26 protein-coding genes, 1 tRNA gene and 1 pseudogene are annotated in these 21,823 nt (G+C 69.4%); 17 read left to right on the plus strand and 11 right to left on the minus strand.

The window, feature by feature from the left end; all coding sequences use genetic code 11:
• The first annotated feature begins 72 nt into the window (after positions 1 to 72).
• Positions 73 to 1,131 (plus strand): alcohol dehydrogenase catalytic domain-containing protein, encoded by a 1,059-nt coding sequence (locus tag ACFVWD_RS04535; RefSeq protein WP_389594045.1) that lies wholly within the window; start codon positions 73 to 75, stop codon positions 1,129 to 1,131.
• Between the two features lies 1 nt (position 1,132).
• Complete coding sequence (locus ACFVWD_RS04540; RefSeq protein ID WP_389593923.1) at positions 1,133 to 2,287, plus strand: acyl-CoA dehydrogenase family protein; 1,155 nt, start codon at positions 1,133 to 1,135, stop codon at positions 2,285 to 2,287.
• 41 nt (positions 2,288 to 2,328) lie between these two features.
• Here the strand turns inward: ACFVWD_RS04540 and ACFVWD_RS04545 are convergent, their stop codons facing one another.
• A complete protein-coding gene (locus tag ACFVWD_RS04545) occupies positions 2,329 to 3,036 on the minus strand; it encodes a TetR/AcrR family transcriptional regulator (RefSeq protein ID WP_101401953.1) in 708 nt (235 codons plus the stop codon).
• Between the two features lie 197 nt (positions 3,037 to 3,233).
• Here ACFVWD_RS04545 and ACFVWD_RS04550 point away from each other — a divergent pair, with 197 nt between their 5' ends.
• Positions 3,234 to 5,231, plus strand: a complete 1,998-nt coding sequence (locus ACFVWD_RS04550) for a pyruvate dehydrogenase complex E1 component subunit beta (protein ID WP_389593924.1) — start codon at positions 3,234 to 3,236, stop codon at positions 5,229 to 5,231.
• A 60-nt stretch (positions 5,232 to 5,291) separates the two neighbouring features.
• Here the strand turns inward: ACFVWD_RS04550 and ACFVWD_RS04555 are convergent, their stop codons facing one another.
• A complete protein-coding gene (locus ACFVWD_RS04555) occupies positions 5,292 to 6,338 on the minus strand; it encodes a cyclase family protein (protein ID WP_389593925.1) in 1,047 nt (348 codons plus the stop codon).
• Positions 6,339 to 6,491: 153 nt separating this feature from the next.
• Here ACFVWD_RS04555 and ACFVWD_RS04560 point away from each other — a divergent pair, with 153 nt between their 5' ends.
• Positions 6,492 to 6,887: a YybH family protein gene (locus tag ACFVWD_RS04560; RefSeq protein WP_389593926.1), complete on the plus strand. Its 396-nt coding sequence runs from the start codon at positions 6,492 to 6,494 to the stop codon at positions 6,885 to 6,887.
• Between the two features lie 45 nt (positions 6,888 to 6,932).
• Positions 6,933 to 7,331, plus strand: a complete 399-nt coding sequence (locus ACFVWD_RS04565; RefSeq protein WP_389593927.1) for a nuclear transport factor 2 family protein — start codon at positions 6,933 to 6,935, stop codon at positions 7,329 to 7,331.
• A 149-nt stretch (positions 7,332 to 7,480) separates the two neighbouring features.
• Here ACFVWD_RS04565 and ACFVWD_RS04570 read toward each other — a convergent pair whose 3' ends face one another.
• Positions 7,481 to 9,118 carry a flavin-containing monooxygenase gene (locus ACFVWD_RS04570; protein WP_389593928.1) on the minus strand — a complete coding sequence of 546 codons (1,638 nt, stop codon included), beginning with the start codon at positions 9,116 to 9,118 and terminating at the stop codon, positions 7,481 to 7,483.
• A gap of 271 nt (positions 9,119 to 9,389) precedes the next feature.
• On the opposite strand from ACFVWD_RS04570, the gene ACFVWD_RS04575 reads away from it, so the two are divergent.
• The 10 genes from ACFVWD_RS04575 (at position 9,390) to ACFVWD_RS04620 (ending at position 16,085) form a co-directional block, all read left to right on the plus strand.
• A complete protein-coding gene (locus tag ACFVWD_RS04575; protein ID WP_389593929.1) occupies positions 9,390 to 9,839 on the plus strand; it encodes a carboxymuconolactone decarboxylase family protein in 450 nt (149 codons plus the stop codon).
• Between the two features lie 617 nt (positions 9,840 to 10,456).
• Entirely contained in the window at positions 10,457 to 11,215 is a 759-nt protein-coding gene (locus ACFVWD_RS04580) for an SDR family NAD(P)-dependent oxidoreductase (RefSeq protein WP_389593930.1), read from the plus strand.
• Positions 11,216 to 11,402: 187 nt separating this feature from the next.
• A complete protein-coding gene (locus ACFVWD_RS04585) occupies positions 11,403 to 12,590 on the plus strand; it encodes an NAD(P)/FAD-dependent oxidoreductase (RefSeq protein ID WP_389593931.1) in 1,188 nt (395 codons plus the stop codon).
• 17 nt (positions 12,591 to 12,607) lie between these two features.
• Entirely contained in the window at positions 12,608 to 12,802 is a 195-nt protein-coding gene (locus ACFVWD_RS04590; protein WP_060895483.1) for a ferredoxin, read from the plus strand.
• Between the two features lie 364 nt (positions 12,803 to 13,166).
• On the plus strand, positions 13,167 to 13,838 hold the full coding sequence (locus tag ACFVWD_RS04595; RefSeq protein WP_389593932.1) for a response regulator: 672 nt from the start codon (positions 13,167 to 13,169) through the stop codon (positions 13,836 to 13,838).
• Positions 13,835 to 14,953, plus strand: a complete 1,119-nt coding sequence (locus ACFVWD_RS04600; protein WP_389593933.1) for a sensor histidine kinase — start codon at positions 13,835 to 13,837, stop codon at positions 14,951 to 14,953. Before ACFVWD_RS04595 ends, ACFVWD_RS04600 begins: the two co-directional genes overlap by 4 nt.
• A 145-nt stretch (positions 14,954 to 15,098) precedes the next feature.
• On the plus strand, positions 15,099 to 15,257 hold the full coding sequence (locus ACFVWD_RS04605; RefSeq protein ID WP_389593934.1) for a hypothetical protein: 159 nt from the start codon (positions 15,099 to 15,101) through the stop codon (positions 15,255 to 15,257).
• Positions 15,258 to 15,441: 184 nt separating this feature from the next.
• Positions 15,442 to 15,615 (plus strand): hypothetical protein, encoded by a 174-nt coding sequence (locus ACFVWD_RS04610; RefSeq protein WP_389593935.1) that lies wholly within the window; start codon positions 15,442 to 15,444, stop codon positions 15,613 to 15,615.
• Positions 15,616 to 15,673: 58 nt separating this feature from the next.
• Positions 15,674 to 15,922: a hypothetical protein gene (locus tag ACFVWD_RS04615; protein WP_389593936.1), complete on the plus strand. Its 249-nt coding sequence runs from the start codon at positions 15,674 to 15,676 to the stop codon at positions 15,920 to 15,922.
• A gap of 1 nt (position 15,923) precedes the next feature.
• Positions 15,924 to 16,085 (plus strand): hypothetical protein, encoded by a 162-nt coding sequence (locus ACFVWD_RS04620; protein WP_389593937.1) that lies wholly within the window; start codon positions 15,924 to 15,926, stop codon positions 16,083 to 16,085.
• Positions 16,086 to 16,137: 52 nt separating this feature from the next.
• On the opposite strand, the gene ykgO is transcribed toward ACFVWD_RS04620, so the two are convergent.
• From ykgO to ACFVWD_RS04645, 5 genes are all read right to left on the minus strand, one after another.
• The gene (ykgO, locus tag ACFVWD_RS04625) at positions 16,138 to 16,260 is read right to left on the minus strand and encodes a type B 50S ribosomal protein L36 (protein WP_054244622.1); all 123 of its coding nucleotides are present in this window, start codon (positions 16,258 to 16,260) and stop codon (positions 16,138 to 16,140) included.
• Between the two features lie 40 nt (positions 16,261 to 16,300).
• A complete protein-coding gene (locus ACFVWD_RS04630; RefSeq protein ID WP_360263586.1) occupies positions 16,301 to 16,561 on the minus strand; it encodes a type B 50S ribosomal protein L31 in 261 nt (86 codons plus the stop codon).
• A gap of 65 nt (positions 16,562 to 16,626) precedes the next feature.
• On the minus strand, positions 16,627 to 16,791 hold the full coding sequence (gene rpmG, locus ACFVWD_RS04635) for a 50S ribosomal protein L33 (protein WP_054230143.1): 165 nt from the start codon (positions 16,789 to 16,791) through the stop codon (positions 16,627 to 16,629).
• A 201-nt stretch (positions 16,792 to 16,992) separates the two neighbouring features.
• Positions 16,993 to 17,065 (minus strand) — tRNA-Arg (locus ACFVWD_RS04640).
• Positions 17,066 to 17,343: 278 nt separating this feature from the next.
• Positions 17,344 to 18,585, minus strand: coding sequence for a cytochrome P450 (locus ACFVWD_RS04645; RefSeq protein WP_389593938.1), 1,242 nt, complete (start codon positions 18,583 to 18,585; stop codon positions 17,344 to 17,346).
• A 269-nt stretch (positions 18,586 to 18,854) separates the two neighbouring features.
• Here ACFVWD_RS04645 and ACFVWD_RS04650 point away from each other — a divergent pair, with 269 nt between their 5' ends.
• Positions 18,855 to 19,016, plus strand: coding sequence for a hypothetical protein (locus ACFVWD_RS04650; RefSeq protein ID WP_389593939.1), 162 nt, complete (start codon positions 18,855 to 18,857; stop codon positions 19,014 to 19,016).
• On the opposite strand, the pseudogene ACFVWD_RS04655 reads toward ACFVWD_RS04650, so the two are convergent.
• From ACFVWD_RS04655 to ACFVWD_RS04665, 3 genes and pseudogenes are all read right to left on the minus strand, one after another.
• Positions 19,013 to 19,192, minus strand: a pseudogene (locus tag ACFVWD_RS04655) (IS200/IS605 family accessory protein TnpB-related protein); the annotation flags it as partial. The gene ACFVWD_RS04650 and the pseudogene ACFVWD_RS04655 sit on opposite strands and share 4 nt — an antisense overlap.
• Positions 19,164 to 19,646, minus strand: a complete 483-nt coding sequence (locus tag ACFVWD_RS04660) for a transposase (RefSeq protein WP_389593940.1) — start codon at positions 19,644 to 19,646, stop codon at positions 19,164 to 19,166. The gene ACFVWD_RS04660 and the pseudogene ACFVWD_RS04655, both read right to left, overlap by 29 nt.
• Positions 19,647 to 19,833: 187 nt before the next feature.
• On the minus strand, positions 19,834 to 21,195 hold the full coding sequence (locus ACFVWD_RS04665) for a hypothetical protein (protein WP_389593941.1): 1,362 nt from the start codon (positions 21,193 to 21,195) through the stop codon (positions 19,834 to 19,836).
• Positions 21,196 to 21,329: 134 nt separating this feature from the next.
• Between ACFVWD_RS04665 and ACFVWD_RS04670 the strand changes: the two genes are divergently transcribed.
• On the plus strand, positions 21,330 to 21,821 hold the full coding sequence (locus ACFVWD_RS04670; RefSeq protein WP_389593942.1) for a MaoC family dehydratase: 492 nt from the start codon (positions 21,330 to 21,332) through the stop codon (positions 21,819 to 21,821).
• Positions 21,822 to 21,823 lie beyond the last annotated feature (2 nt).

Raw genomic sequence — 21,823 nt, forward strand, 5'->3', positions numbered from 1 at the left:
TGGGCGCGCCCAGCCACAACGGCGCAGCAGCCAAGCAGGGATAACACGGCGAACGAGAGAGGGGTGGAGAACATGGAGGCACTGCGCTGGCACGGCGCACGGGACCTACGCCTGGAGGAGGTCCCCGAGCCGCCCGAGCCAGGTCCCCACGAGGCGGTCGTGGACGTGTCCTGGTGCGGCGTCTGCGGCACCGACCTGCACGAGTTCCTCGAAGGCCCGCACATGATCCGCGAGGGCCCGCATCCCCTCACCGGCGCTCGGCCACCACTCGCCCTCGGCCATGAACTGAGCGGAACAGTGGTCGCGTTGGGCGCGGAGGCACCCGGCATCGGGATCGGCGACCGGGTGACCGCCGACCCCTGCTGGCGATGCGGCGTCTGCTACTGGTGCACCCGTGGTGAGTACCACCTGTGCCCGAAGGGCGGCTCGGTGGGTCTCGCCTCGCCGGGCGCCTTCGCCGAGCGCGTCACCGTACCGCTCGCCGGGCTGACGCGTCTTCCGGACAACGTGAGCGACGAGATGGCGGCGGTGGCCGAGCCCCTGGCGGTCGGTCTGCACGCGGTCACCCGGGCCGGGGTGCGGCCGGGCGACAACGTCCTGGTCGTGGGCGGCGGCCCCATCGGTTTCGCCGTGGCCCTCGCCGCACGTCTGGCGGGCGCGGCCGGGCTCTATGTCAGCGAGCCGATCGAGGAACGCCGGGAGAGGCTCCTCGAACTCGGCGTCACCGAGGCCTTCGACCCCCGCGTGAGCGACGTACGCCGTGAGGTGTTCCTGCGGACCGGGCGCATCGGGCCGGACGCCGTCATCGACGCAACCGGGGTGCCGCACCTCGCGGCGCAGGCCGTCGCGACCGTCCGGCGCGGCGGCCGGGTCGTGCTCGCGGGTGTCGGCCACGGCAGCGTCGAGTTCGACATGGGACAGCTCGTCTTCTACGAGCGTGCCGTGCTCGGCACACTCGGCTACACCTTCGACATCCCCCGCGTGATCGATCTGATGAGCACCGGGCGCCTGGACGCCTCGGCCCTGATCACCGGGCGTTTTCCGCTGTCGGAAGGAGCCGGGGTCTTCGAGGACCTGGCCGCCGGCCGCGCCCGGCACCTCAAGGTGCTGCTGACCCCGAAGGGACTGTGAGATGGATTTCGACCTGCCTGAGGAGACTCGGGCCCTGCAGGACATGGTCCGCGAGTTCGCAGCCAAGGAGATCACCCCGCACGCGGCCGAGTGGTCGGAGAACGAGCACTTCCCGACCCAGGTCTTCACCAAGCTCGGTGAACTCGGCCTGATGGGCATGCTCGTGCCCGAGCAGTACGACGGCGCCGGCTCCGACACGGTCTCGTACGTGGCGGTGATGGAGGAACTCGGCGCCGCCGACCAGTCGGTCGCCTCCTCCTGGAACGCGCACTCCACCATCGCCTCCCTGCCGCTCCTGGCCTACGGCACCGAGGAGCAGAAGCGGCGCTGGCTGGCGCCGCTGGCCAGGGGCGAGGCGATAGGGGCCTTCGGGCTGACCGAGCCGGACGCCGGCTCCGACGCGGCCGGTATCGCCACCACCGCGCGGCGGGCGGACGGCGGCTGGGTGATCAACGGCACCAAGATGTTCATCACCAACGCCGGGACCGAGATCAGCCAGGGTGTCACGCTGCTGGCCGTGACGGGCCGGGACGACGAGGGGCGCAAGCGGTACGCGACCTTCTACGTCCCCACCGGCACGCCCGGCTACGCCTGCGGCCACAAGCTGAAGAAGCTCGGCTGGCACGCCATGGACACCCGGGAGCTGGTCTTCACCGACTGCTGGATTCCCGACGACCATCTGATCGGCGAGGAGGGCGGCGGGCTGCGCCAGTTCCTGTCCGTGCTGGACAAGGGCCGGATCAGCGTCGCCGCGCTGGGTCTCTCGCTCACCAAGGCGGCGCTGGCGCTGGCCCTCAAACACGCCACGGAACGCCACCAGTTCGGCCGCCCGCTCTCGGCCTTCCAGGCCATCGCGCACAAGATCGCCGACATCGGCACCGAGTTCGAGGCCGCCCGCTGGATGGTCTACCGCGCCGCCTGGCTCGCCGACCAGGGCCGCCCGCACAGTACGGAGGCCGCCATGGCGAAGCTGTACGCCTCCGAGGTCGCCAACCGCGCGGCCTCCGCGTCGGTGCAGATCCACGGCGGCTACGGCTACGTGAGGGAGTCGGAGATCTCCCGGTTCTACGCCGACGCGAAGATCCTGGAGATCGGCGAGGGCACGAACGAGATCCAGCGCAACGTCATCGCCAGAGCGCTGGTGAAGCAGGCGTGAGGAGGCATCCCGCGGTGCGCCGTGGCGCACCGCGGGTCCGGTCAGCCGCCGACAGCGGCCGGCTGCCACTCCGCCTCGGGGTCGAGCGGCAGGTCGGGACGGTCGCGCTTGAACGCGGCGGCCCGCTCCTCCACGTCCGGCAGGGCGTTGTCGGACGCGCCGAAGCCGCGGAACAGGGTCGCGCAGTACTCACGCGACAGGAACGCGGCGTCCCACTGCCCCTCGGGGCGCACCCATTGGTAGGTGTGGTTGTGCAGGTTGAGGAACTGCAGGGTCGCCAGGCGCGGTTGGAGCGCGCGGAAGATGCCCTGGTCGACCGCCTCCGCGAGCAGGCCGGAGACGAGGTGCTCGAAGTCGGAGCGCTGGCCCAGCAGGGTCTCCAGCTCGTCGCCGCTGAGACTGCGGTAGTCGTGCTCGTAGACCCAGATGTGGTCGAGCCTGCGGAAGATGATCGTCAGCAGGGACTCGGACAGCAGCCGCAGCCGCAGCAGGGGATCCTCGTCGAGTTCCGCGATCTGCCGCGCTCGCGACAGCAGCGGCCGCATCACCCGCGACTGGATCTCGATGAGCAGGTTCTCCTTGGAGCCGATGTAGTAGTACAGGGCTCCCTTGGCGAGCCCGACCGCGCGGCCCAGGTCGTTGATGGAGGTCGCCGCGTAGCCCTGTTCGGCGAACAGGGAGGCCGCGATGTCGATGATCTTCTGGCGTCTGACTTCGAAGCCCGGCCCATGACCCGGTGGTCGTGGCATTGATTCACTCCCCGCCTGATGTGACGACGTGTCTCGACCGAGACCAACCCGGCGTCCGCTCCAGACGGCCGTCGGCGCACCTGGGGGGAAGCGGACTCCGGGACGCCGCTCCAGTTTGCTAGACCAAACGGTACATTAAAAGATGGACCCGGGCGGCGCGCAAGCGCGCCGTCTGCGCGAGCATTGCGAGGACGCGCATGACCGAGGCACCGCAGCACACCGGCACCACTCCCGCGCACGCGGAGCAGCTCCTGGAAATGTACCGTCGGATGCGCCGGATCCGACGGTTCGAGGAGCGGGCCTCCGACCTGTACAAGGCGACGGAGATCCCCGGCTTCCTGCATCTGTCGATCGGACAGGAGGCCAGTGCGGTCGGCGCCTGCTGGCCGCTCGGCGCACGCGACGGCATCACCTCCACCCATCGCGGCCACGGCCATGTGCTGGCCAAGGGGCTGGACTCCGCGTCGATGATGGCCGAGCTGATGGGCAAGGACGCCGGGACCTGCCGCGGCCGCGGCGGTTCGATGCACATCGCGGACCCGGGCCTCGGCATCTACGGCGCCAACGGCATCGTCGGCGCCGGACTGCCCATCGCCACCGGGGTGGCGACCGCGGCCAAGCTGCGCGCCGCCGGTGACGTGGTGGTGGCGTTCTTCGGCGACGGGGCGGTGGCCCAGGGCATGTTCCACGAGGCCGTCAACCTGGCCGCCGTATGGGACCTGCCGGTCGTCTTCCTCTGCGAGAACAACCACTACTCCGAGTTCTCGCCCGCCGCCGACCAGCACCGCGCCCCGCTCTCCGCCCGCGCCGCCGGGTACGGCATCGCGTACGAGCACGTGGACGGCAACGACGTCGTCGCGGTGGCGCGCACCATGACCGAGGTCGTACGGCGGCTGCGCGAGGGCGGCGGCCCGGTCCTGGTGGAGGCCGAGACGTACCGCTGGCACGGCCACTACGAGGGCGACCCCGAGCGCTACCGCTCCCCCGAGGAGGTCGCCGCCGCCAAGGAACGCGACCCGCTGCTGGTGGCCCGCCGGCACCTGGAGACGGCCGGCGTCGCGGCAGCGCTCGCCGACGCCGTCGACGAGGAGATCGACAAGGAGATCGAGGCGGCCGTGGAGTGGGCGCGCGGTCTGCCGGAGCCCGCACCCGAAACGCTGTACGACTTCGTGTCGGCCCCGCGCCCTGCCCTGCCCGAGCCGGCCCCGCTCCCGGCCGAGGCCGAGATCTTCCGCTCCATGGACGCCGTGCGCCTCGCCCTGGAACACGAACTCGCCGCGGATCCCGCCGTGTTCGTCGCCGGGATCGACGTCGGCGCGGGCGGCAACGTCTTCGGCCTCACCCGGGGCCTGGCCGGGGCCTTCCCCGGCCGGGTCCGCGACACCCCGATCAGCGAGAGCGCCATCCTGGGTACGGCGGTGGGCGCGGCCATGGCGGGCATGAAGCCGGTCGTGGAGATCATGTACATGGACTTCATCGGCGTCTGCCTGGACATGCTGCTCAACCAGGCCGCCAAGCTGCGCTTCATGACCGGCGGCCGGGCGTCCATGCCGCTCGTGGTGCGCACCCAGTTCGGCGCCGGACGCTCATCCGGCAGCCAGCACTCACAGAGCCTGGAGGCCATCCTCGCCCACATACCGGGGCTGACCGTGGTGATGCCCTCCAACCCGGCGGACACCTACGGCCTGCTGCGGGCCGCCATCCAGGACCCCAACCCGGTGGTCTTCGTCGAGAACCGCCTGCAGTACGGCCTCAAGGGTCCCCGGCCGCCGGTGGAGCACCTGATCCCCCTGGGCAAGGCCAAGGTGGTCCGGGAGGGCACCGACATCACCCTGGTCTCCTGGTCCCGGATGGTCCAGGACTGCCTGGCCGCCGCGGAGCTGCTCGCCGCCGAGGGCATCAGCGTCGAGGTCGTCGACCTGCGGACGATCGCCCCACTGGACCGGGAGACCGTCCTCGCCTCCCTCGCGAAGACCAACCGCCTGGTCATCGCGCACGAGGCGGTACGGGACTTCGGCGTCGGCGCCGAGCTGTCCGCCCTCGCCGTCGACGAGGGGTTCTGGCACCTGGACGCGCCCGTCACCCGGGTCGCGCCGCCCTCCGTACCGGCGCCGTACTCACCCTCCCTGGAGCGGACCTGGCTCCCCTCACGGGACACGATCGCGGAGACCCTGCGCAGGACCGCCGCGGTCTGAACAGGGCCACGACGGGAAGGGCCCCCAGGATTCTGGGGGCCCTTCCCGTCGTGGCAGCCGTCAGACGGTCGCGACCGGTGTGAGCGGACTGCCCTGGGTCCCCGGCAGGTTCAGCGGAGGCGCGGTGAGCAGGAACCGGCTGCGGTTGTGCTCCCGCAGCCAGGCCGCCAGGTCGTGCAGGTACCACAGCTCACCGAGCGGGACGCCGAGCTTGAAGAGGCAGAGGTGGTGGATCGGCAGCAGCGTGTGCGGGCCCTGGGCCTGCGTGACGCCCACGCCCTCGACCGCGTAGTTGTCCGATATCAGCGCCGAGATCTGCGACTCGGCGATCCATTCGAGCAGGTCCGGGTCGTCCGCGTCGAGGTAGGCGGCCGTCTGATGGATCGCCACCGGGTCCGGGTTCTTCTCCCAGGCGAGGATCTGGGTGGCGAAGCCGGTGTGCAGAAGGAGCATGTCACCGGGCTCCACGACCACGTTGTCGGCGGCCATGATGTCCTGGAGCTGCTTGAAGCCGACCGGCTGGTAGCCGGTACCGAGGTGGTGGGCGATGTCGATGAGGACACCCCGGCCCTGCACCCCGTGTTCCGCCATCTTCTCCAGACCGAGGTGGCGGGCGAAGCTGAGACTCCCGCTGCCGTCCCCCTTGGCGTCCTCCTGCGGCCCGACCAGGTCCGCGCCTGCCCGGTAGCCGTTGTAGTAGACCGGCTCGGCGACCCCGTCACCGTCCGCGTCGAACTCGGCGCCCTGGTGGGCGAGCGAGTCCCACTGGGTCGAGTACTGGAGCCAGAGGGTCACCACGTCGTCGGACCACACGTCGATCAGCGAAGGGTCGATCTGCTCACGCGCGACGACGTTGTAGAAGACGTCCTGCTTGTGCTCGAGGTCCTCGGTCGGCCGCAGAATCGGCGGGTACCGCCGCTGGTTCATCGCCGAGCCGCCCGGATAGTCGAGGGGCAGACTCAGACTGAAGCTGATCCCGTGCTCGACCTCACGCACCCCTTCGAGAACCTTCTGCGGGGTGAGCAGGTTGATGCGCCCCAGTTCGTCGTCCTCACCCCAGTCGCCCCACGTCGAACCCGGCGGACGCTGCTTCCAACGCTTCGTCATGATCACGCCTCCCTCGGCACAGTCCCCGTTGACAGCCGTCCGCATGCTATTTGCGATTGTACCGAGTGGTCAACAAATCCGTCACCAAACTCTCCCATTAGCTAGGACACGGCAATAGACTGCGTGGTCGAAACACCAACCCTGGAGAGAAGAATGAGCGAATCCACAGAGGCGTGGGTCGTGGCGGGCGTGCGTGCGGTGATCGGCGCGCACACCCAGGCCCAGGACGCGGGCCGCACCGACGACGTCGTCGCGCTGTACACGCCCGACGCGGTGCTGGAGCTGCCGGGAATGGACCCCATCGAGGGGCACGACGCGCTCCGGGACGCCTTCAAGTCATGGGCGCCGACGCAGCCGCAGCTGCACCTGGTGACCAACACCGTCATCACCTCGCGGGCGGAGGACGAGGCGACCGCGGCAAGCGACGTGGCCTTCCTCCAGCGGGGCGAGTCCGGCTGGGCGGTGCAGCTCGTCGGGCACTACGACGACACGCTGCGCCGGCGCGACGGCGCGTGGCGGTTGCACCGCAGGAGCACCACCTTCCAGTAGTTCTTTCAGCAGTCGACCCACTCACCTTTTGGAGCTTGGAGCGAGATGAGCGCATCGACCGAGGCGTCGGTGGCGGCGAACATGCACGCCGCCATCGCCGCCTACGCACAGGCGCTGGACGCCGGACGCCTCGACGACCTGGCCGACCTGTTCTGGCCCGACGGCGTCGCCGAGATCGCCGGCGTCGGCACCTTCGAGGGGCGGGAGGCCATACGCAAGGGGTACGCCGCCTTCGCGCCGACCCGGCCCCAACTCCACCTGGCCGCCAACACGGTCGTCACCTCGTGGACCGAGGACGAGGCGACCGCGGTGAGCAACCTGGCGTTCTTCCAGCGCGGCGAGGCGGGCTGGGCGGTGCAGCTCGTCGGACGCTACGACGACACCCTGAGCCGGCGCGACGGCGCCTGGCGGTTCCGGCGGAGGGTGACGACGTTCGTGTCGTAGGCCGCAGGGGGGCAGAGGGTGGGCAGAGAGAGGGCGGGGGCGGTGAGCCGTAAGCCGTCGTAGAGCCCACCGTCTGCCTCAGGAACCCGGCACGCCCGGGCCGCGTGGAGACGACCGATCGCCTCCACGCGGCCCGGGCCTTCGTACGCCTAGGCCTCTTTCGGGGCCTTGGAGAAGACGAACGTCGCGTACTCGTTCTGCTGGATGGCGGCGATCATCTCCTGGAGCGCCCACCGCCCCGTCGGGTTCAGCAGCTGCCGCACCGGCTTGCCGGGGATGTTGGCCCCGTAGAAGTAACTGCTCTTCAGGAACGAGGACAGGTCCCCGCTGCTGTTCATCTTGTCCGTCCACTCGTCCTCGGCGGTGGCGGTCACCTCGATCACGTCATGGCCGCGTTCACGCGTGTGGACGAGCGCGTCGACGACGAAGTCCACCTGGTCGCCGGAGTAGCGCGGGTTGTTGCCGAGGGCGCCGTGCGGCCCGCCGGGGAAGAAGAAGTTCGGGAAGCCGGCGGCCGCGACCCCGAGGTGGGTGCGCGGGCCGTCCTCCCAGTACTCCTCCAGCGCGAGCCCCCCTCGGCCGCGCACCCCCAGCCGGTTGAGCGCGCCGGTCCCGAAGTCGTAGCCCGTCGCCCAGATGATGATGTCGAAGTCCTGCGTGCCTTCGGGCGTCTCGACGCCGGTCTCGGTGATGCGGGTGATCGGCGTCTCGTTGAGGTCGACGAGGAAGACATTCGGCTTGTTGTACGTCTCGTAGTAGCCGGTCCCGAACGGGGGCCGCCGACCGCCGTAGCCGTGTCCCTTGGGGATCAGCTTCTCCGCCGTCTCGGGATCCTTGACGATGCTGCGGATCTTCCCGACGAGGAACTCGCACCACTCCGCGTTCACGGTGGGGTTGGTCGTCATGTCCATGTAGTGCTCGGACAGTTTGGTGAAGCCGGGGCCGTTCCACCGCTCCTCATAGAAGTCCTGCCGCTGCTCGGGGGAGTCGTCGAGGCCCGAACGCATCGTGATCTGGTGGAGGAACCCGCTCGGCGAGGTGTTCAGCGTCTCGCGGATGGACTCGAAGTTCGCCTTCAGTTCCGCCTGTTCCTCGGGCGCGATCGGGGCATTGTTGAGCGGAGTGAGCCAGTCGGCCACCTTCTGGTACACCGTCAGGGAGGCCACCTCGTCCGCGATCGCGGGGACGATCTGCACGCCGCTGGAACCGGTGCCGATGAGGGCCACGCGCTTGCCGGAGAAGTCGACGGGCGTCTTCGGCCACAGACCGGTGTGGTGCTGCTCGCCCCGGAAGTCACCGCGTCCCGGAATGTCCGGGATGAACGGCACGGAGAGGATGCCGGTCGCCGCGACGACGAAGCGCGCCCGGTGCTCGGCGCCGTCGGAGGTCCGCACGGTCCACGTCCCGGACGGCTCGTCGTAGACGGTCGCGGTCACCTTGGCGCCGAACACGATGTCGCGCCGCAGGTCGAAACGGTCGACGACGTAGTTGAAGTAGCGCTCGATCTCCGGCTGGCCGGCGAACCGCTCCGACCACTCCCACTCCTCCCACAGCTCCTTCGAGAACAGGTAACCGTAGGTGTAGCTCTCGGAGTCGAAGCGGGCCTCGGGGTAGCGGTTCCAGTACCAGGTGCCGCCCACACCGGTGCCGGCCTCGACCAACTTCGCCGAGAAACCGGCCTCGCGGGCCCGATACAGCTGATAGATGCCCGTGACGCCTGCTCCCACGACCAGCACGTCGACTCGGTCCTGGTCCGCCGCACCCGACACCTTCGTCGATTCGCTCATCTGCCCTCCAACGTGACAGGGGCCGCGACTCCCCACGCGAGCCTCATTGATATTTCGACCGGTCGATCGAATATTCAGCCCGAGCGTAGATGAGGGGGAGGGTTCGACTCAATGGCGGTGACGCGGGAAGAGTGCAGGTCCTCGAATGACGGGACGCGATGGACCGCGTGAGGGTTGTCAGCAGCCATGTTGTCGAGAGCCATTGATTGTACCGACCGTTTGATCTAACTTTCGCTGCAACGAACGTGAGCACACGCACCGGGAGTCGCACATGAGGGCCATGGATGCCGAGGAACCCACCACAGCCGAGGCTGTCGGGGGCGAGGTGCGGGGTGGTCGGTCCGGGACCGGGACCGATCTGCGGGCCGCGGGGCTCAAGGCCATGCGGGAGGCGCTGCCCGGCGTGTTCCCCGAGGGCGACGACCTCGACCTGCGTGACGGTCGGCTCGGAGAGGAGCTGGTCGAGATCGGCCTGTCCAGCGTCTGGGGCGCGCTGTGGGCCCGCGAGGGGCTCAGCCGCCGGGACCGCAGCCTGGTCACGTTGGGCATCCTGATCGCCCTCGGGGCCGAGACCGAGCTGCGGACCCATGTACGGATCGCACGCACCAACGGACTGACCGAGGACGAGATCGCCGAGGTCATCTACCACGCCACGGGTTACGCGGGCTTCCCCGCGGCGACGGCGGCCCGCAACGCGGCCCGCGAGGCACTGGCCGACTGACGGACTCCGGGCCCGCCGTCACGGCGGCGGCCGGGCCGCGGGCGGTCATCCCAGGGACGGAGTTCCGCACCGACTCCTGGGATCGGGGAGGGAGTTCCGCTCCTACTCCTGGGACCGCGGACCGAGACCCGCACCGACTCCCGGGACCACGGACCGAGACCCGCACCAACTCCCGGGAGCGCGGACCGAGACCAGCTCCAACTCCCGGGACCAGGGAGGGAGTTCCGCTCCTACACCTGGGACCGCGGACGGAGGCCTGCTCCAACTCCTGGGACCGGGGACCCGCTCCGGTACCTGGGGGACCAGGGGCGAGGTTTCGCCCCGGCTTCCAGGAGCCCCGGGGGGCGGGGTCCCGCTCCGGCCTCGGAGGGACCGAGGACTAAGTCCCACTCCGGCTTGCACGAAGCCGGGGACGAAGTTCCGCCGGCTTCCAACCGCCTCGGTGGCGGAGTCCGCTCCGACCCCCGACGCCCCGGGGACGGAGCTCTTCTCCCAGCCGCAGGCCGCCGGGAGGGCAGAGCCTCTCCCCCACACCTACTCCCACCCCCTGCCCACCGAGAACGAAGCCCAAAAAAACAGATCCCGGCACCTGAGACCACGCACACAAGGAGCACCCCATGCCGCTGCCAGTGCCACTGTCGCTGGAAGGAAAGGTCGCCGTCGTCACCGGCGGCGCCCGTGGAATAGGACAGGCGATCGCGACCGTACTCACGGCCCAGGGCGCCGCGGTCGCGGTGTGGGACCTGAACCTGGAGGCCGCCGAGAAGACCGTCGCCACGATCCACGAGGCGGGCGGAACGGCGATCGCGGTGGGCGGCGACGCGGCCGACGCCACCGCCGTGGCCGCGGCGGCCGCCCGCACCCGCGACGAACTCGGCCCCGTCACCATCCTCGTCAACAACGCCGGAATCAGCGTCTACGAGTCCTTCACGGACATCACCGAGGACTCGTGGGACCGCATGATCAGGATCAACCTCAAGGGGCCGTTCCTGGTCACCAGAGAGCTGGTGCCGGACATGCTCGCGGCGCGATGGGGCCGGATCGTCAACATCTCCTCGTCGGCGGCCCAGAGCGGAGCGCCCGCCGTAGGTCACTACGCGGCGTCCAAGGGCGGTGTCATCGGCCTCACCAAGGCGCTGGCGTTCGAGTACATCGACAAGGGCATCACCGTGAACCACGTCCCGCCCGGGTTCATCGACACCCCGCTGGTACGGGAGTCCGACGTCGACGTCGAGGCGGTCGCGGCCATGATGCCCATGAAGCGGGCCGGCCGACCGGAGGACGTCGCCTACGCGGTCGCCTACCTCGCCTCCGAGGAGGCCGGTTACGTGACCGGTCAGACGCTCAGCACCAACGGCGGCCGCTACATGGCCTGACTCCGGGCCCGCCGACGGGCCCGCCGAGGCACCGGCCGGCATCTCGCAGGTGATTTTCCCGAGACATTGATTGTACCGACCGTTAGGTCTATTTTTCCCTACGGGGACACCCCACCCACGCCGCAACGGAGCCGCACATGAAGATCGAGGACGACGTCAGGGAGACCGTAGCCCCCGGGGTGCACGGATGACGGCCCCGGCCCGCGTGCTGGTGGTGGGCGCGTCCGCCGCCGGGCTCTCCACGGTGGAGGCGCTGCGGCGCAAGGGATACAGGGGCGGGATCACGGTGCTCGGAGCCGAACCGCACGCGCCCTACGACCGGCCCCCGCTGTCCAAGCAGGTGCTCTCCGGCGCGTGGGAGCCGGCCCGCTCCGCACTGCGGACTCGGGAGGTGCTGTCGACGCTGGACGCCGAGTTCGTCCTCGGGGACGCGGCGGTCGCGCTGGACACGGCGACGCGGACCGTACGAGCGGAGTCCGGGCGCGAACTACGGGCGGACACGATCGTGATCGCGACGGGGGTACGGCCACGGGTGCTGCCCGGACAGGAAGGCCTGACCGGCGTACATGTGCTGCGCACGCTCGACGACGCGCTGGCCCTGCGGAAGGACCTGCTGGGTTCCGCACGGTTGGTGGTCGTCGGCGAGGGTGTCCTCGGCGCCGAGATCGCCGCCACCGCACGGACGTTGGGGCTGGAGGTCACCATGGCGGGCCCGCTGCCGGCGCCGCTGGCCCTGCAGGTGGGCCCGTTGGTGTCCGGGCTGCTGGCGGAACTGCACGGCGAACGCGGGGTACGACTGCGGCTCGGTACCGGCGTCATGGGGCTGGCCGGGGAGCACGGGCGGGTCGCCGGAGTGCTTCTGGGCACGGGCGAGGTCCTGCCGGCCGACACCGTGGTGGTCGCGATCGGCGCGACCCCCGCGACGGAGTGGCTGGCGGACAGCGGACTGCGCCTCGACAACGGGGTGGTCTGCGATTCCCGGTGCCGCGCGGCGGAGGGTGTCTACGCGGTCGGCGACGTGGCCCGGTGGCATCACGAGCGACTCGGCCGCCTGGTACGCCTGGAGAACCGGACGAACGCCACGGAGCAGGCCGCGGCGGTCGCCGGGGTGATCCTCGGGGAGGACCGTCCCTACCAGCCGGTGCCGTACTTCTGGACCGACCAGTTCGACGCGAAGCTCCAGGTGCACGGCCTGCTGCCGCCCGACGCCGAAGTGGACGTCGTCGAGGGCGATGTGACGGCACGGCGCTTCGTCGCCCGGTACCGCAGCGACGGCGTGGTCACCGGTGTCCTCGGCTGGAACATGCCCAAGCAGGCCCGCCTGCGCCGCCAGGAGATCGTCGACGCGCTGAACGCGCCGACCCCCACCCGCTGAACGATCAGGAGAGACTCATGAAGGTTGTCGTCGACGAGGAGAAGTGCGTCGCGGCCGGGCAGTGCGTGGCCGCCGCCATGGACGTCTTCGACCAGCGCGACGAGGACGGCATCGTCGTACTGCTGAACGAGAACCCGTCACCGGAACTGGCCGATGACGTGCGCAACGCGGCGGCCGTCTGCCCCGCGCTGGCGATCCACATCGAGGAATGACGACGTTCCCCACTCCAGTCGGGAACCCACGGGAACCTTCAGCACCAAAGTGACCGCCACCGCGGCCGCCCGACGGGGCCCTCTTCCGACGCGCTCCGCGACCCTGGTGGCCCGGCCGGGCAGCCGGTGGCACGAGCGCCGAGTCGTCTGCGTTCCGCGTCATGGCTCACAGGCTGGAGAGAACGGCAATCGCCCAGTATCCGACAGACGTCCGCTCCACACCCCCCGGACGACTGGAACCGACCCGCCACGTGGCTGGGCCGTCCCGCAGGAGCACCGCACCGGGCTTTTCCCGTTCTACGGTCACAGTGACGACAATAGACATCGAGGACATCGATGACATCAAGGACGAGGCGGAACGCGCGTGATCCGGGTAGTGGTGGTGGACGACGAGGCCCTGGTGCGGTCCGGCTTCGAGCTCATCCTCGGCGCGGCCGACGACATCGACGTCGTCGCGACCACGACGGGCACCGAGGCGGTGGACGCGGTACGGCGGGAGGCACCGGACGTCGTACTGCTGGACATCCGGATGCCGGACGTCGACGGTCTGACCGTACTGCGGCACCTGCGGGCGCTGCCGGACGCGCCCGTGGTGGCGATGCTGACGACGTTCGACGCCGACGAATACATCCTCACCGCGCTGCGCTCCGGGGCGGCTGGCTTTCTGCTCAAGGACACCGAGCCGGACCAACTCGCCCAACTGGTACGGACATTGTGCGCGGGTGGTGTCGTGATGTCGCCGAAGGCGTCCCGTGCCGTGTGGCAGAGCCACCCGGGCGCGACCGCCGCGGACGACGAGGAGGCCGCCCGCGTCGGACGGCTCACCGAGCGGGAGCGCGAAGTGCTGGTGCTCATCGCGGAGGGGCTGTCCAACGCCGACATCGGCAGCCGCGTCCACCTGAGCGCGGGCACCGTCAAGGACCACGTCAGCGCGATCCTGACCAAGCTGCGCGTGAACAGCCGGGTGCGGGCCGCGCTGCTCGCCCAGCGGGCGGGCCTGCTGGACGAGCGGAACGGGTCGGAGGAGCGGGGATGAACGCGGGCAGGCCGTGGTGGGAGCGGATCCCGGATCCCGTCGTCGATGCCGTGGTCGTCGCCGTGGCCGCCGTGGACGTCCTGATCAACCTCGGGGACTCCAGCCGTCTCGCGACGGCCGCGACAGCGGTCGCCTGTGCCGCGCTCGCCCTGCGTCGCCGCTTTCCGCTCACGGTGTTCCTGCTCACGCTCCCGGCCAGCCTGATGGTGGACATCGTCTTCGCCTCGTTCGCCGCGCTGTTCACCCTCGCCGAGCGCTCCCGCGACCGACGGCTCCTGGTCGCGGCCGCCTTTCTGTTCGCCGTCGCCTCCGCCGTGCCCTGGCCCCTGGGCAACGTCGGCTCACACGAACGCGCCTGGACGTTGATCTACTTCCTGTACACCCTGGCCACGGCCGCCGCCCCCGTCCTGCTCGGTCAACTCGTCCAGGCCCGGAGGGACCTGGCCGACCGGCTCGCGGAGATCGAGAAGGCCCGCGAACACGAACGGCTGCTGCACTCCCAGGCCGTCCTGGCCCGGGAACGCGCCCAGCTGGCCCGCGAGATGCACGACGTCGTCTCCCACCAGGTGAGCCTGATCGCCGTACAGGCGGGTGCGCTTCAAGTCGCCGCCAAGGACCCGGACTTCAAGGAGGGCGCCCGCACCATCCGTTCGCTGAGCGTCGACACACTCGACGAACTGCGCCACATGGTCGCGCTGTTGCGGGCCTCCGGGGGCCGCGTCGACGAACTCACCCCGCAACCCACACTCGCCGACCTGCACAAGCTCGTGTCGACCAGCGGCATCGAGGCGACCCTGACCGGTGAACTCCCCTCCGTCATCGCCACCCCCACGCAACGCGCCCTCTACCGCACCGTGCAGGAATCCCTGACCAACGTACGGAAACACGCGCCCGGCGCGGCCGCAACCGTCCACCTGTGGCACACCGGCGACCGCTTCGGCGTCACAGTGACCAACAACGCCCCCACCCGCCCCTCCCTGCCCCTGCCCGGCTCCCAACAGGGCCTCGTCGGTCTCCGGGAGCGCGCCGAACTCCTGAACGGCACCTTCGAGTCCGGCCCCACCCCCGACGGCGGCTACCGCGTGACGCTCCGCATCCCGGCGGACGCGGACTGAGCGCGACACCACGGCCCGTACGAACGTCCGACCGTCGCCAGGACGGTGCGGAGGGCCAATCGGCGGACGTGCCCAGGTGCCCCGCGTGGGATTCGCGATCCGACGGAGGAGGGCGCCTACTCTCCGGAACGATCAAGGAGGTGGCATGCGGGACAAGATCCGCAGGGGGATCGTCACGTCGGTGTGTACCGGAATCGGCCTCGCCACGGCCGCCGCCTGCGGCTCCTCGGAACCGGCGATTGACCCGTCTACCTGGTCACCGAGTCCCTCTCCCACCACCATCGCCGCCCCCGGATACCGGTGACGACACCACCGCCGAACCGCCCTTGCACCGCCGTCCGGAGCAGCGCCCGACAGCACCCCGGACGCCGAGGAATCACCGGCGCCTCGCAGCACGTGAGCGAGCATGTCGAGCACGACCGCCGTGCGGCGAGTTCCACGTTGATGACGGACCTGGGCGACCGCAAACGACAGCCTTCTTCAAGAGCGTGGCCGCTCAGGCTTCCTTCGTCGCGGCGCTCATGTTCTACCTCGGCGCGATGTACACCACCAGTTTCTTCGGCTGCTTCAACCTCACTCTGCAGACGGTCAACCTCGGGCGCCGTGATCGTTCTGGTGGCGGCAGGCATCCCGTGGTCCCGCTTCGGCGGACGATTCGCTGAGTCAGCAGACGGAGACGGCAGATCGCCTCTTCGCACAGCGGCGGCACGTCTCCACCTGGTGGTGGTCGTCGCCGGGCTGGTGCTGCTCGTGATCTCGCCGGCCATCGCACCGTACGGCTGGGTCGCCCCGCTCACCGTCGCGGCCGGTCTCCTCCTCGGCCAGTGCCGGGACACCGCGAGCGACCGTCGAGCCGGTCTCCGGCACAAGGCGATCCCGTTCTTCGCGGCGGCCGTCTTCCTGTTGCTGGGCACTGACCCAGATCACCTGGCAGCTCGGAGAGCGGGACGCCAAGGAGCGCGCTCGTGATGTGACGCGCTGGACCGGGGTGCGGCTGCTCATGGAACGCAACGGGCGGTACTACGTGGTTTCCCGCGGCTGGAAACCACGTAGGGATCCGCTCTATGTGATCCGGGAGAGCGACGACATCTGGGTTGCCCTGACGTCCGGCACCCAGCCACGCAGCACATAGCCGGGTGGATGAATCCGCTCCTTGTCGCCGCCTGCCTCCGGGTGGTCTGCCGTCAGCCCTGACGGGCCTTGAAGCGCGGGTTCTTCTTGTTGACGACGAAGACCACGCCTCGTCGGCGGACCACCTGAGCCCCCGGCTTGGACTTCAGTGAACGCAAGGACTTGCGCACCTTCATGGATCTGCCCTCCTCGTGCTATGGACTGTCAAACCCGCCGTCAGTGCCGCGGCGAGGCCGTACGGCCGTAACGACGCTCGAAGCGCTCCACACGGCCTGCCGTGTCCAGGACCCGCGAGGTCCCGGTGTAGAACGGATGGCTCGCCGACGAGATCTCGACGTCGATCACCGGGTAGGTGCTCCCGTCCTCCCACTCGATCGTCTTCGACGAGTGCGCGGTCGAACGGGTCAGAAACGCGACGTCCGCGGCCCGGTCACGGAAGACGACGGGACGGGATTCGGGATGGATGCGGGGCTTCATGAGGTTTCCTCCCTCGTGACGGTCGACGGTCCTGTGACGGTCCGCCCGGTGGCGCCGGGCTCGGCTCAGCGCTCCTCCCGGAACGGGACGTGCTCACCGACCACCGGGTCGTACTTGCGCAGGACGAGCCGGTCGGGGTCGTTTCCGCGGTTCTTCCGCGTCACGTAGGTGACGCCGGTCCCGGCTGTCGACCTCAGCGTGACGACGGGTCGCGCGCTGTTACGTGCCATGAGGTGCTCCTTCCGCCCACATCACGCGATCTTGACTCGCGCATGTCAGCTACGTGTGCTGTAACAGCGGACCTGGTCGGCGCATTCCCGGGGGCAGGGACAGGGGGCCAGAGGCAGGGGCGGGAGGGAGACAGGGGGCGACAGGGAGGCTCGGGGCGAAATGAAACAAGCCCCGCCTCCGGAGTACAGGAGGCGGGGCTGTGGAGCGCCGGGCAGGCCTTGCACCTGCATCTCCCCGCAGGAAGCGGGACGTCTTTCCTTGGACCACCAACGCGAGGCCTACCGCCGAAGTCTTCCGGCGGGCTGCTCAAGATCAATCATAGCGCAGCCGGAACAGTGCATGACACCACCAGGGTTGCCGCATGTCCGCGACGAGATCCAGAACGTGGAACGGTTCATCCAGCGGCACGGCGACGGCCCCCGGGCCATGGACACGGACGTCCTCGGCGCACGCGCTCGGCATGATCAGGGGCCCTCGTCCCTTCGTATACCCCTTCGTACGTTCCCGCGTATGTCCCTGCGTATGCCCTGCTGGTGTCGAAGGGCTACGGGCTACCAGGTGACCGGCAGCGCGGCGACGCCGTACGCCATCGCGTCTTCCTTGAAGTCGATCTCCTCCAGCGTGGTGGCCAGTCGCAGCGTGGGGACACGCCGGTAGAGCGTGCCGTAGACGACCTGGAGCTCTACGCGGGCGAGCTGCTGGCCCAGGCACTGGTGGACTCCGAAGGCGAACGCGTTGTGCTGGCGGGCGTCGCGGAGCAGGTCGAGTCGGTCGGGCTCCGGGAAGGCCTCCGGGTCCCAGTTGGCGGCGGGAAGGGAGACGATGATTCCGTCCCCGGCGCGGATGACCTCGCCGCCGATCTCGATGTCCTCCAGGGCGATCCGGCGCTGGCCGGTGTGGGCGATGGTCAGATAGCGCAGCAGTTCCTCGACCGCTCCGGCCACGACCTTCGGATCGTCCGTCTCACGCAGCAGGGCGAGCTGCTCCGGGTGCTCCAGCAGCGCGAGGGTGCCGAGCGCGATCATGTTCGCGCTGGTCTCGTGCCCGGCGATGAGCAGGATGACGGCCATGAGGGACGCCTCACCCATGGTCAGTTCACCGGCCTTGACCAGGGCCGCCAGGTCGGACAGCGCGTCTTCGGCGGGGTTCTCCGTCTTGGCATGGATCTGCCGGGCCAGGTACTCGCCGAGCGCGACGCTCGACTCGCGGTCCTGCTCGGCCGATGACGTCTGACTGACCGCGACGGTGGCGTGGTGCTGGAAGAACTCGTGGTCCTCGTAAGGGACTCCGAGCAGTTCGCAGATCATCAGCGTCGGAATGGGCAGACCCAGTACCTGGACCAGGTCGGCCGGCTTCGGTCCGGCCAGCATCGCGTCGATGTGCTCGTCGGTGACCTTCTGGATGGCGGGGCGCAGGGCCGCCATCCGCTTGGCGGTGAAGGAGGAGGTCAGCATCCGGCGGAGCCGGGTGTGGACGGGGGCGTCCGTGTTGAAAAGCGTGTCGGGGTGGTGATGCGCGTTCTCCGCCATGGCCTTCTTCGGGAACGGAAAGCCGGGCCGCTTGTCGTCGACGCTGACGCGGGGGTCGCCGAGGACGGCCCGCAGGTCCTCGTGGCGGGTGACGAGCCAGGGCGTACTGCCGTCCCAGATCCGCACCTTGCTGATCGGCTTCTGCTCGCGGATCTCCGCAAGGGCCGGCGGCGGCGCGAACGGACAGTCGGCCGCCCTGGGCGGTACGAACTCGGGGAACTCTTCGGCCGCGTCGCTCGCGGAGCCAGTCAGTGTCTCAGCCATGTCACTCCTCGGTGGGGGGCTCCCTCGGAACGGGGAGCGGGGTCTCAGAGGGGCTCTGGGGCCTATGAGATCGGAGCAGACTGACGGCTTCGGGCCACTTCACTGACGGGAACCTGACGTGACTCGGATCACGTGTACGCGCCCCGCATTTCGCCGGAGGTGTGTGATCGCCACCCCTACGGCACCACAGCGGCGTCGATGTCGGCAATCGGCAGGCCGGAAACTTCCCGACCCGGGAGTCCCTGATCTAGGCCGCGTACCGCAACGAGGTGGCCCGGCTGTACGAGGCCGTCCCCGGGCTCCTGGCGACCATGCCGCCCCGCGAGGCCCTACGCGCCTGGACACGTCGCTTCATCGACTACGCCACCGCCGAACTCGGCATGGCCGACGCCCTACGAGCCGTCGTCGCCTCGGGAACCAACCGTTCTTAAAGACTGAGTGGTAGTGAGTCCTGTTGCCAGGACCCGTGCTCAGCCGCGTGCCCCGGACGGTGTTGGGCACACTGGTCCCCCGCGCTCGTTCCGCATCCGGCGTCGACGGATCGTGTCCGTGGTCCGGGGATGCGGGGGCGGGTTCCCTCACGCCCAGAGGCCTCCGGTCGGGCCTGGGTGCGAAGCGGTGCGGGCCACTTCTTCCAACGTGGCACGGACGGCCTCGGTGACCAGTTCCAGCCGGGTCAGGTCGCGCACCGCGGCCAGGACATGGGTGAAATCGGTGCGCCGCGTGGTGCGCTCGCGCACGAGTCCGGCCTCCTTCAGGCGCGCGACCGCCAGATCGAGAAGACGGTCGGCGCGGTCGTCCTGGGCGAGGCGCTCGCGGAAGTCGGCCAGCACGCTGTGGTGGAAACCAGGACCGTCCAGCTCCATGGCCAGGGCGTACTTGAAATCGATGCGGCAGCGGACCGCTTCCGCTGCCTGACGGTCCGACAGGCCGAGCAGGAACCGCAGCACACAGACAGTGGCCAATTGGACGGGCGAGATACCGGGGCGTCCGTCGCGCGGGTACCAGTCCGCAAAGTCCTCGTCGCACCACAGCCCGTCCAGCCGGTCCCTCACCCACATCGCCGTGTACCGCCCGGGTTGCTCGCCCGCGCGATCTGTGCGGTCAAAGACGGGACTTGCTCACCGGAGCGGGGACGGAGCGACAACTGACACCTCGACAACTGCATCGGTCTTCGAAACAGCCCCGAGCATGCCCGCCGATCATGCTGGCGCACCGGGAAACTCCAAGATCCCCGACAGAGTCAAGTCAGATGACGACCACGCAGTCGTAGGAACTGTTGTTCCCGTTGACACTGACGATGCCCGTCGTGTTGTCGGCGGAGAAACGGGAGAACAAGCCCGCCGGGCGGCCGGCAAACAACACCGGTCCGAACACCGGGGCGACGTCGACGTCGTAAGGCTCGTCCACGCCGTCGGCAACCACCGCCAGCCGACACGTGCGCGGCTCCACGAACTCCTGCACCACGCTGGCACCCTTCTCAGCGGCCTTTGTCACCGCTGCCTCCCATTCGGCTTGACCCGTCTCCCGGCCGATGACGACCTGTTTGCCGCTCATCCCGATGCTCTCCTTGAGCACCAGCGACTCCCGGTTGTCCACGGCGTATCGCACGAGGTCGACCTTCCGGCCGCCTCGGGTCGTCCACCGATCGGAGAGCACCCGAGTCCACGGCAGGTATGTGTCGACCAGAGAGCGCTCGCTCGCGCTCATCCATGGTCGGCCCTCCGACAGCATGCCCAGAGTCAGCTTGCTGGACAGGAAGGTGGAGGTCTGGGTGCCCACCAGCAGGCACCCATTGTCCAGGGCGGCCTGGACCGGGGCGGTATCGATGCCGAGTTCGACCCAGTCGGGGATGGTGAAGTCCCTCAGTCCCAGCGCGTAACGCAGGTGCGGCGGGCAGTCCCAGGCCTCATGCAAGTCCTCAGGCTCGAAGAAGCGTGCAATCAACCCCTGACTGTTGAAATAGTCGGTCTGCATCTCGAAGTACCGTGTAAATCCTCCTTGGTCACGAGAGCTGCCGAGGAGAGCCACCCGGGGCGCCACCCCCAGTTCCCGGCACAGGCCCCGAAACATCTCCGTACGGACGGCGAACGCGTCCTCATAGCTGAACGGCACTCGGCCCTGGGCGTCGGTGTAGAGCCTGCGCCAGACCTCGAGGCGGCAATGCGTCTCCACCGGGCCACCGAGCGCCCCGCTGACGTTGAACTCAAGGAATTTCGGTCCGTTCGGTCCGATCACGATGTCCGGCCGGGTCACACAGTCCGCGTACCGCTCTTCGGTGAACTGATCAGCCACGAAGAGCTGGTGCTCGCTCGGCGGCATGCGATAGGCCGCCAATCTCCCCTCCGTGGTGGGCGCGCTCTCCAGGGCGGTGCGGCGCACCAGGTCGAGCAGGGCCGCGCTGACGCGGAACAACTCGGCGTAGGACTTACTTGGCAACGTGATCGGAGCCGCGGGCAAGAACGACTGGTAGGGATACCCCATGTCCCGCATCTCGGTGCGCAGCATCTCCCGGATCGTCTGCGCCGGGGCGGCCGGCAGCAGTCGGGACCGGCCGAACCACGGGTGTCCTGTCGCCGCTTGGGGGCCTGTCTCCTGGAGCACGCTCATCAACTTTCTCCCGTTCTGCCAGTCCTGAGGGACATCGCTAATGTGTGCGCGGGGGCGGTGCTGCCTCCGCGGTGCCGCCATCCCGGCGACGCCCGCGCCGCCCGGCAGAGCGATCGCACAAGGGAGAACGCCGCATGACCCTTCGCCGCGTCCAGGACAACGAGTACGTCGAAGAGCACGGCGGGGACTACGAGGACTTCGAGCCGGGCATGGTGATCCGGCACTGGCCGGGACGGACCCTTACCGAGACCGACAACACCTGGCTGACGCTGTTGACGATGAATCAGCACCCCCTGCATTTCGACAGGGCCTACGGGGAAAGCGCGGAGTACGGGCGGGTGCTGGTCAACAGCGGGATCACCCTGTGTCTGGTCGGCGGGATGACCGTACAGGCGCTGTCCGCACGTGCCGTGGCCAACCTCGGCTGGGACCGGGTCCGCCTGAAGGACCCGGTGTACGTGGGAGACACCTTGTACGCGACGAGCCGGATCCTGAGCAAGCGGTTGTCCAGGTCGCGGCAGGGGCAGGGGATCATCACGGTCGAGACGACCGGAACCAAGTCCACCGGGGAAACCGTCATCGTCTTCGAACGGTCTTTCATGGTGCGCTGCCGCGAGGCCGACTGACC

The sequence above is a fragment of the Streptomyces sp. NPDC058086 genome, from assembly GCF_042885015.1.
Lineage (GTDB): Bacteria > Actinomycetota > Actinomycetes > Streptomycetales > Streptomycetaceae > Streptomyces.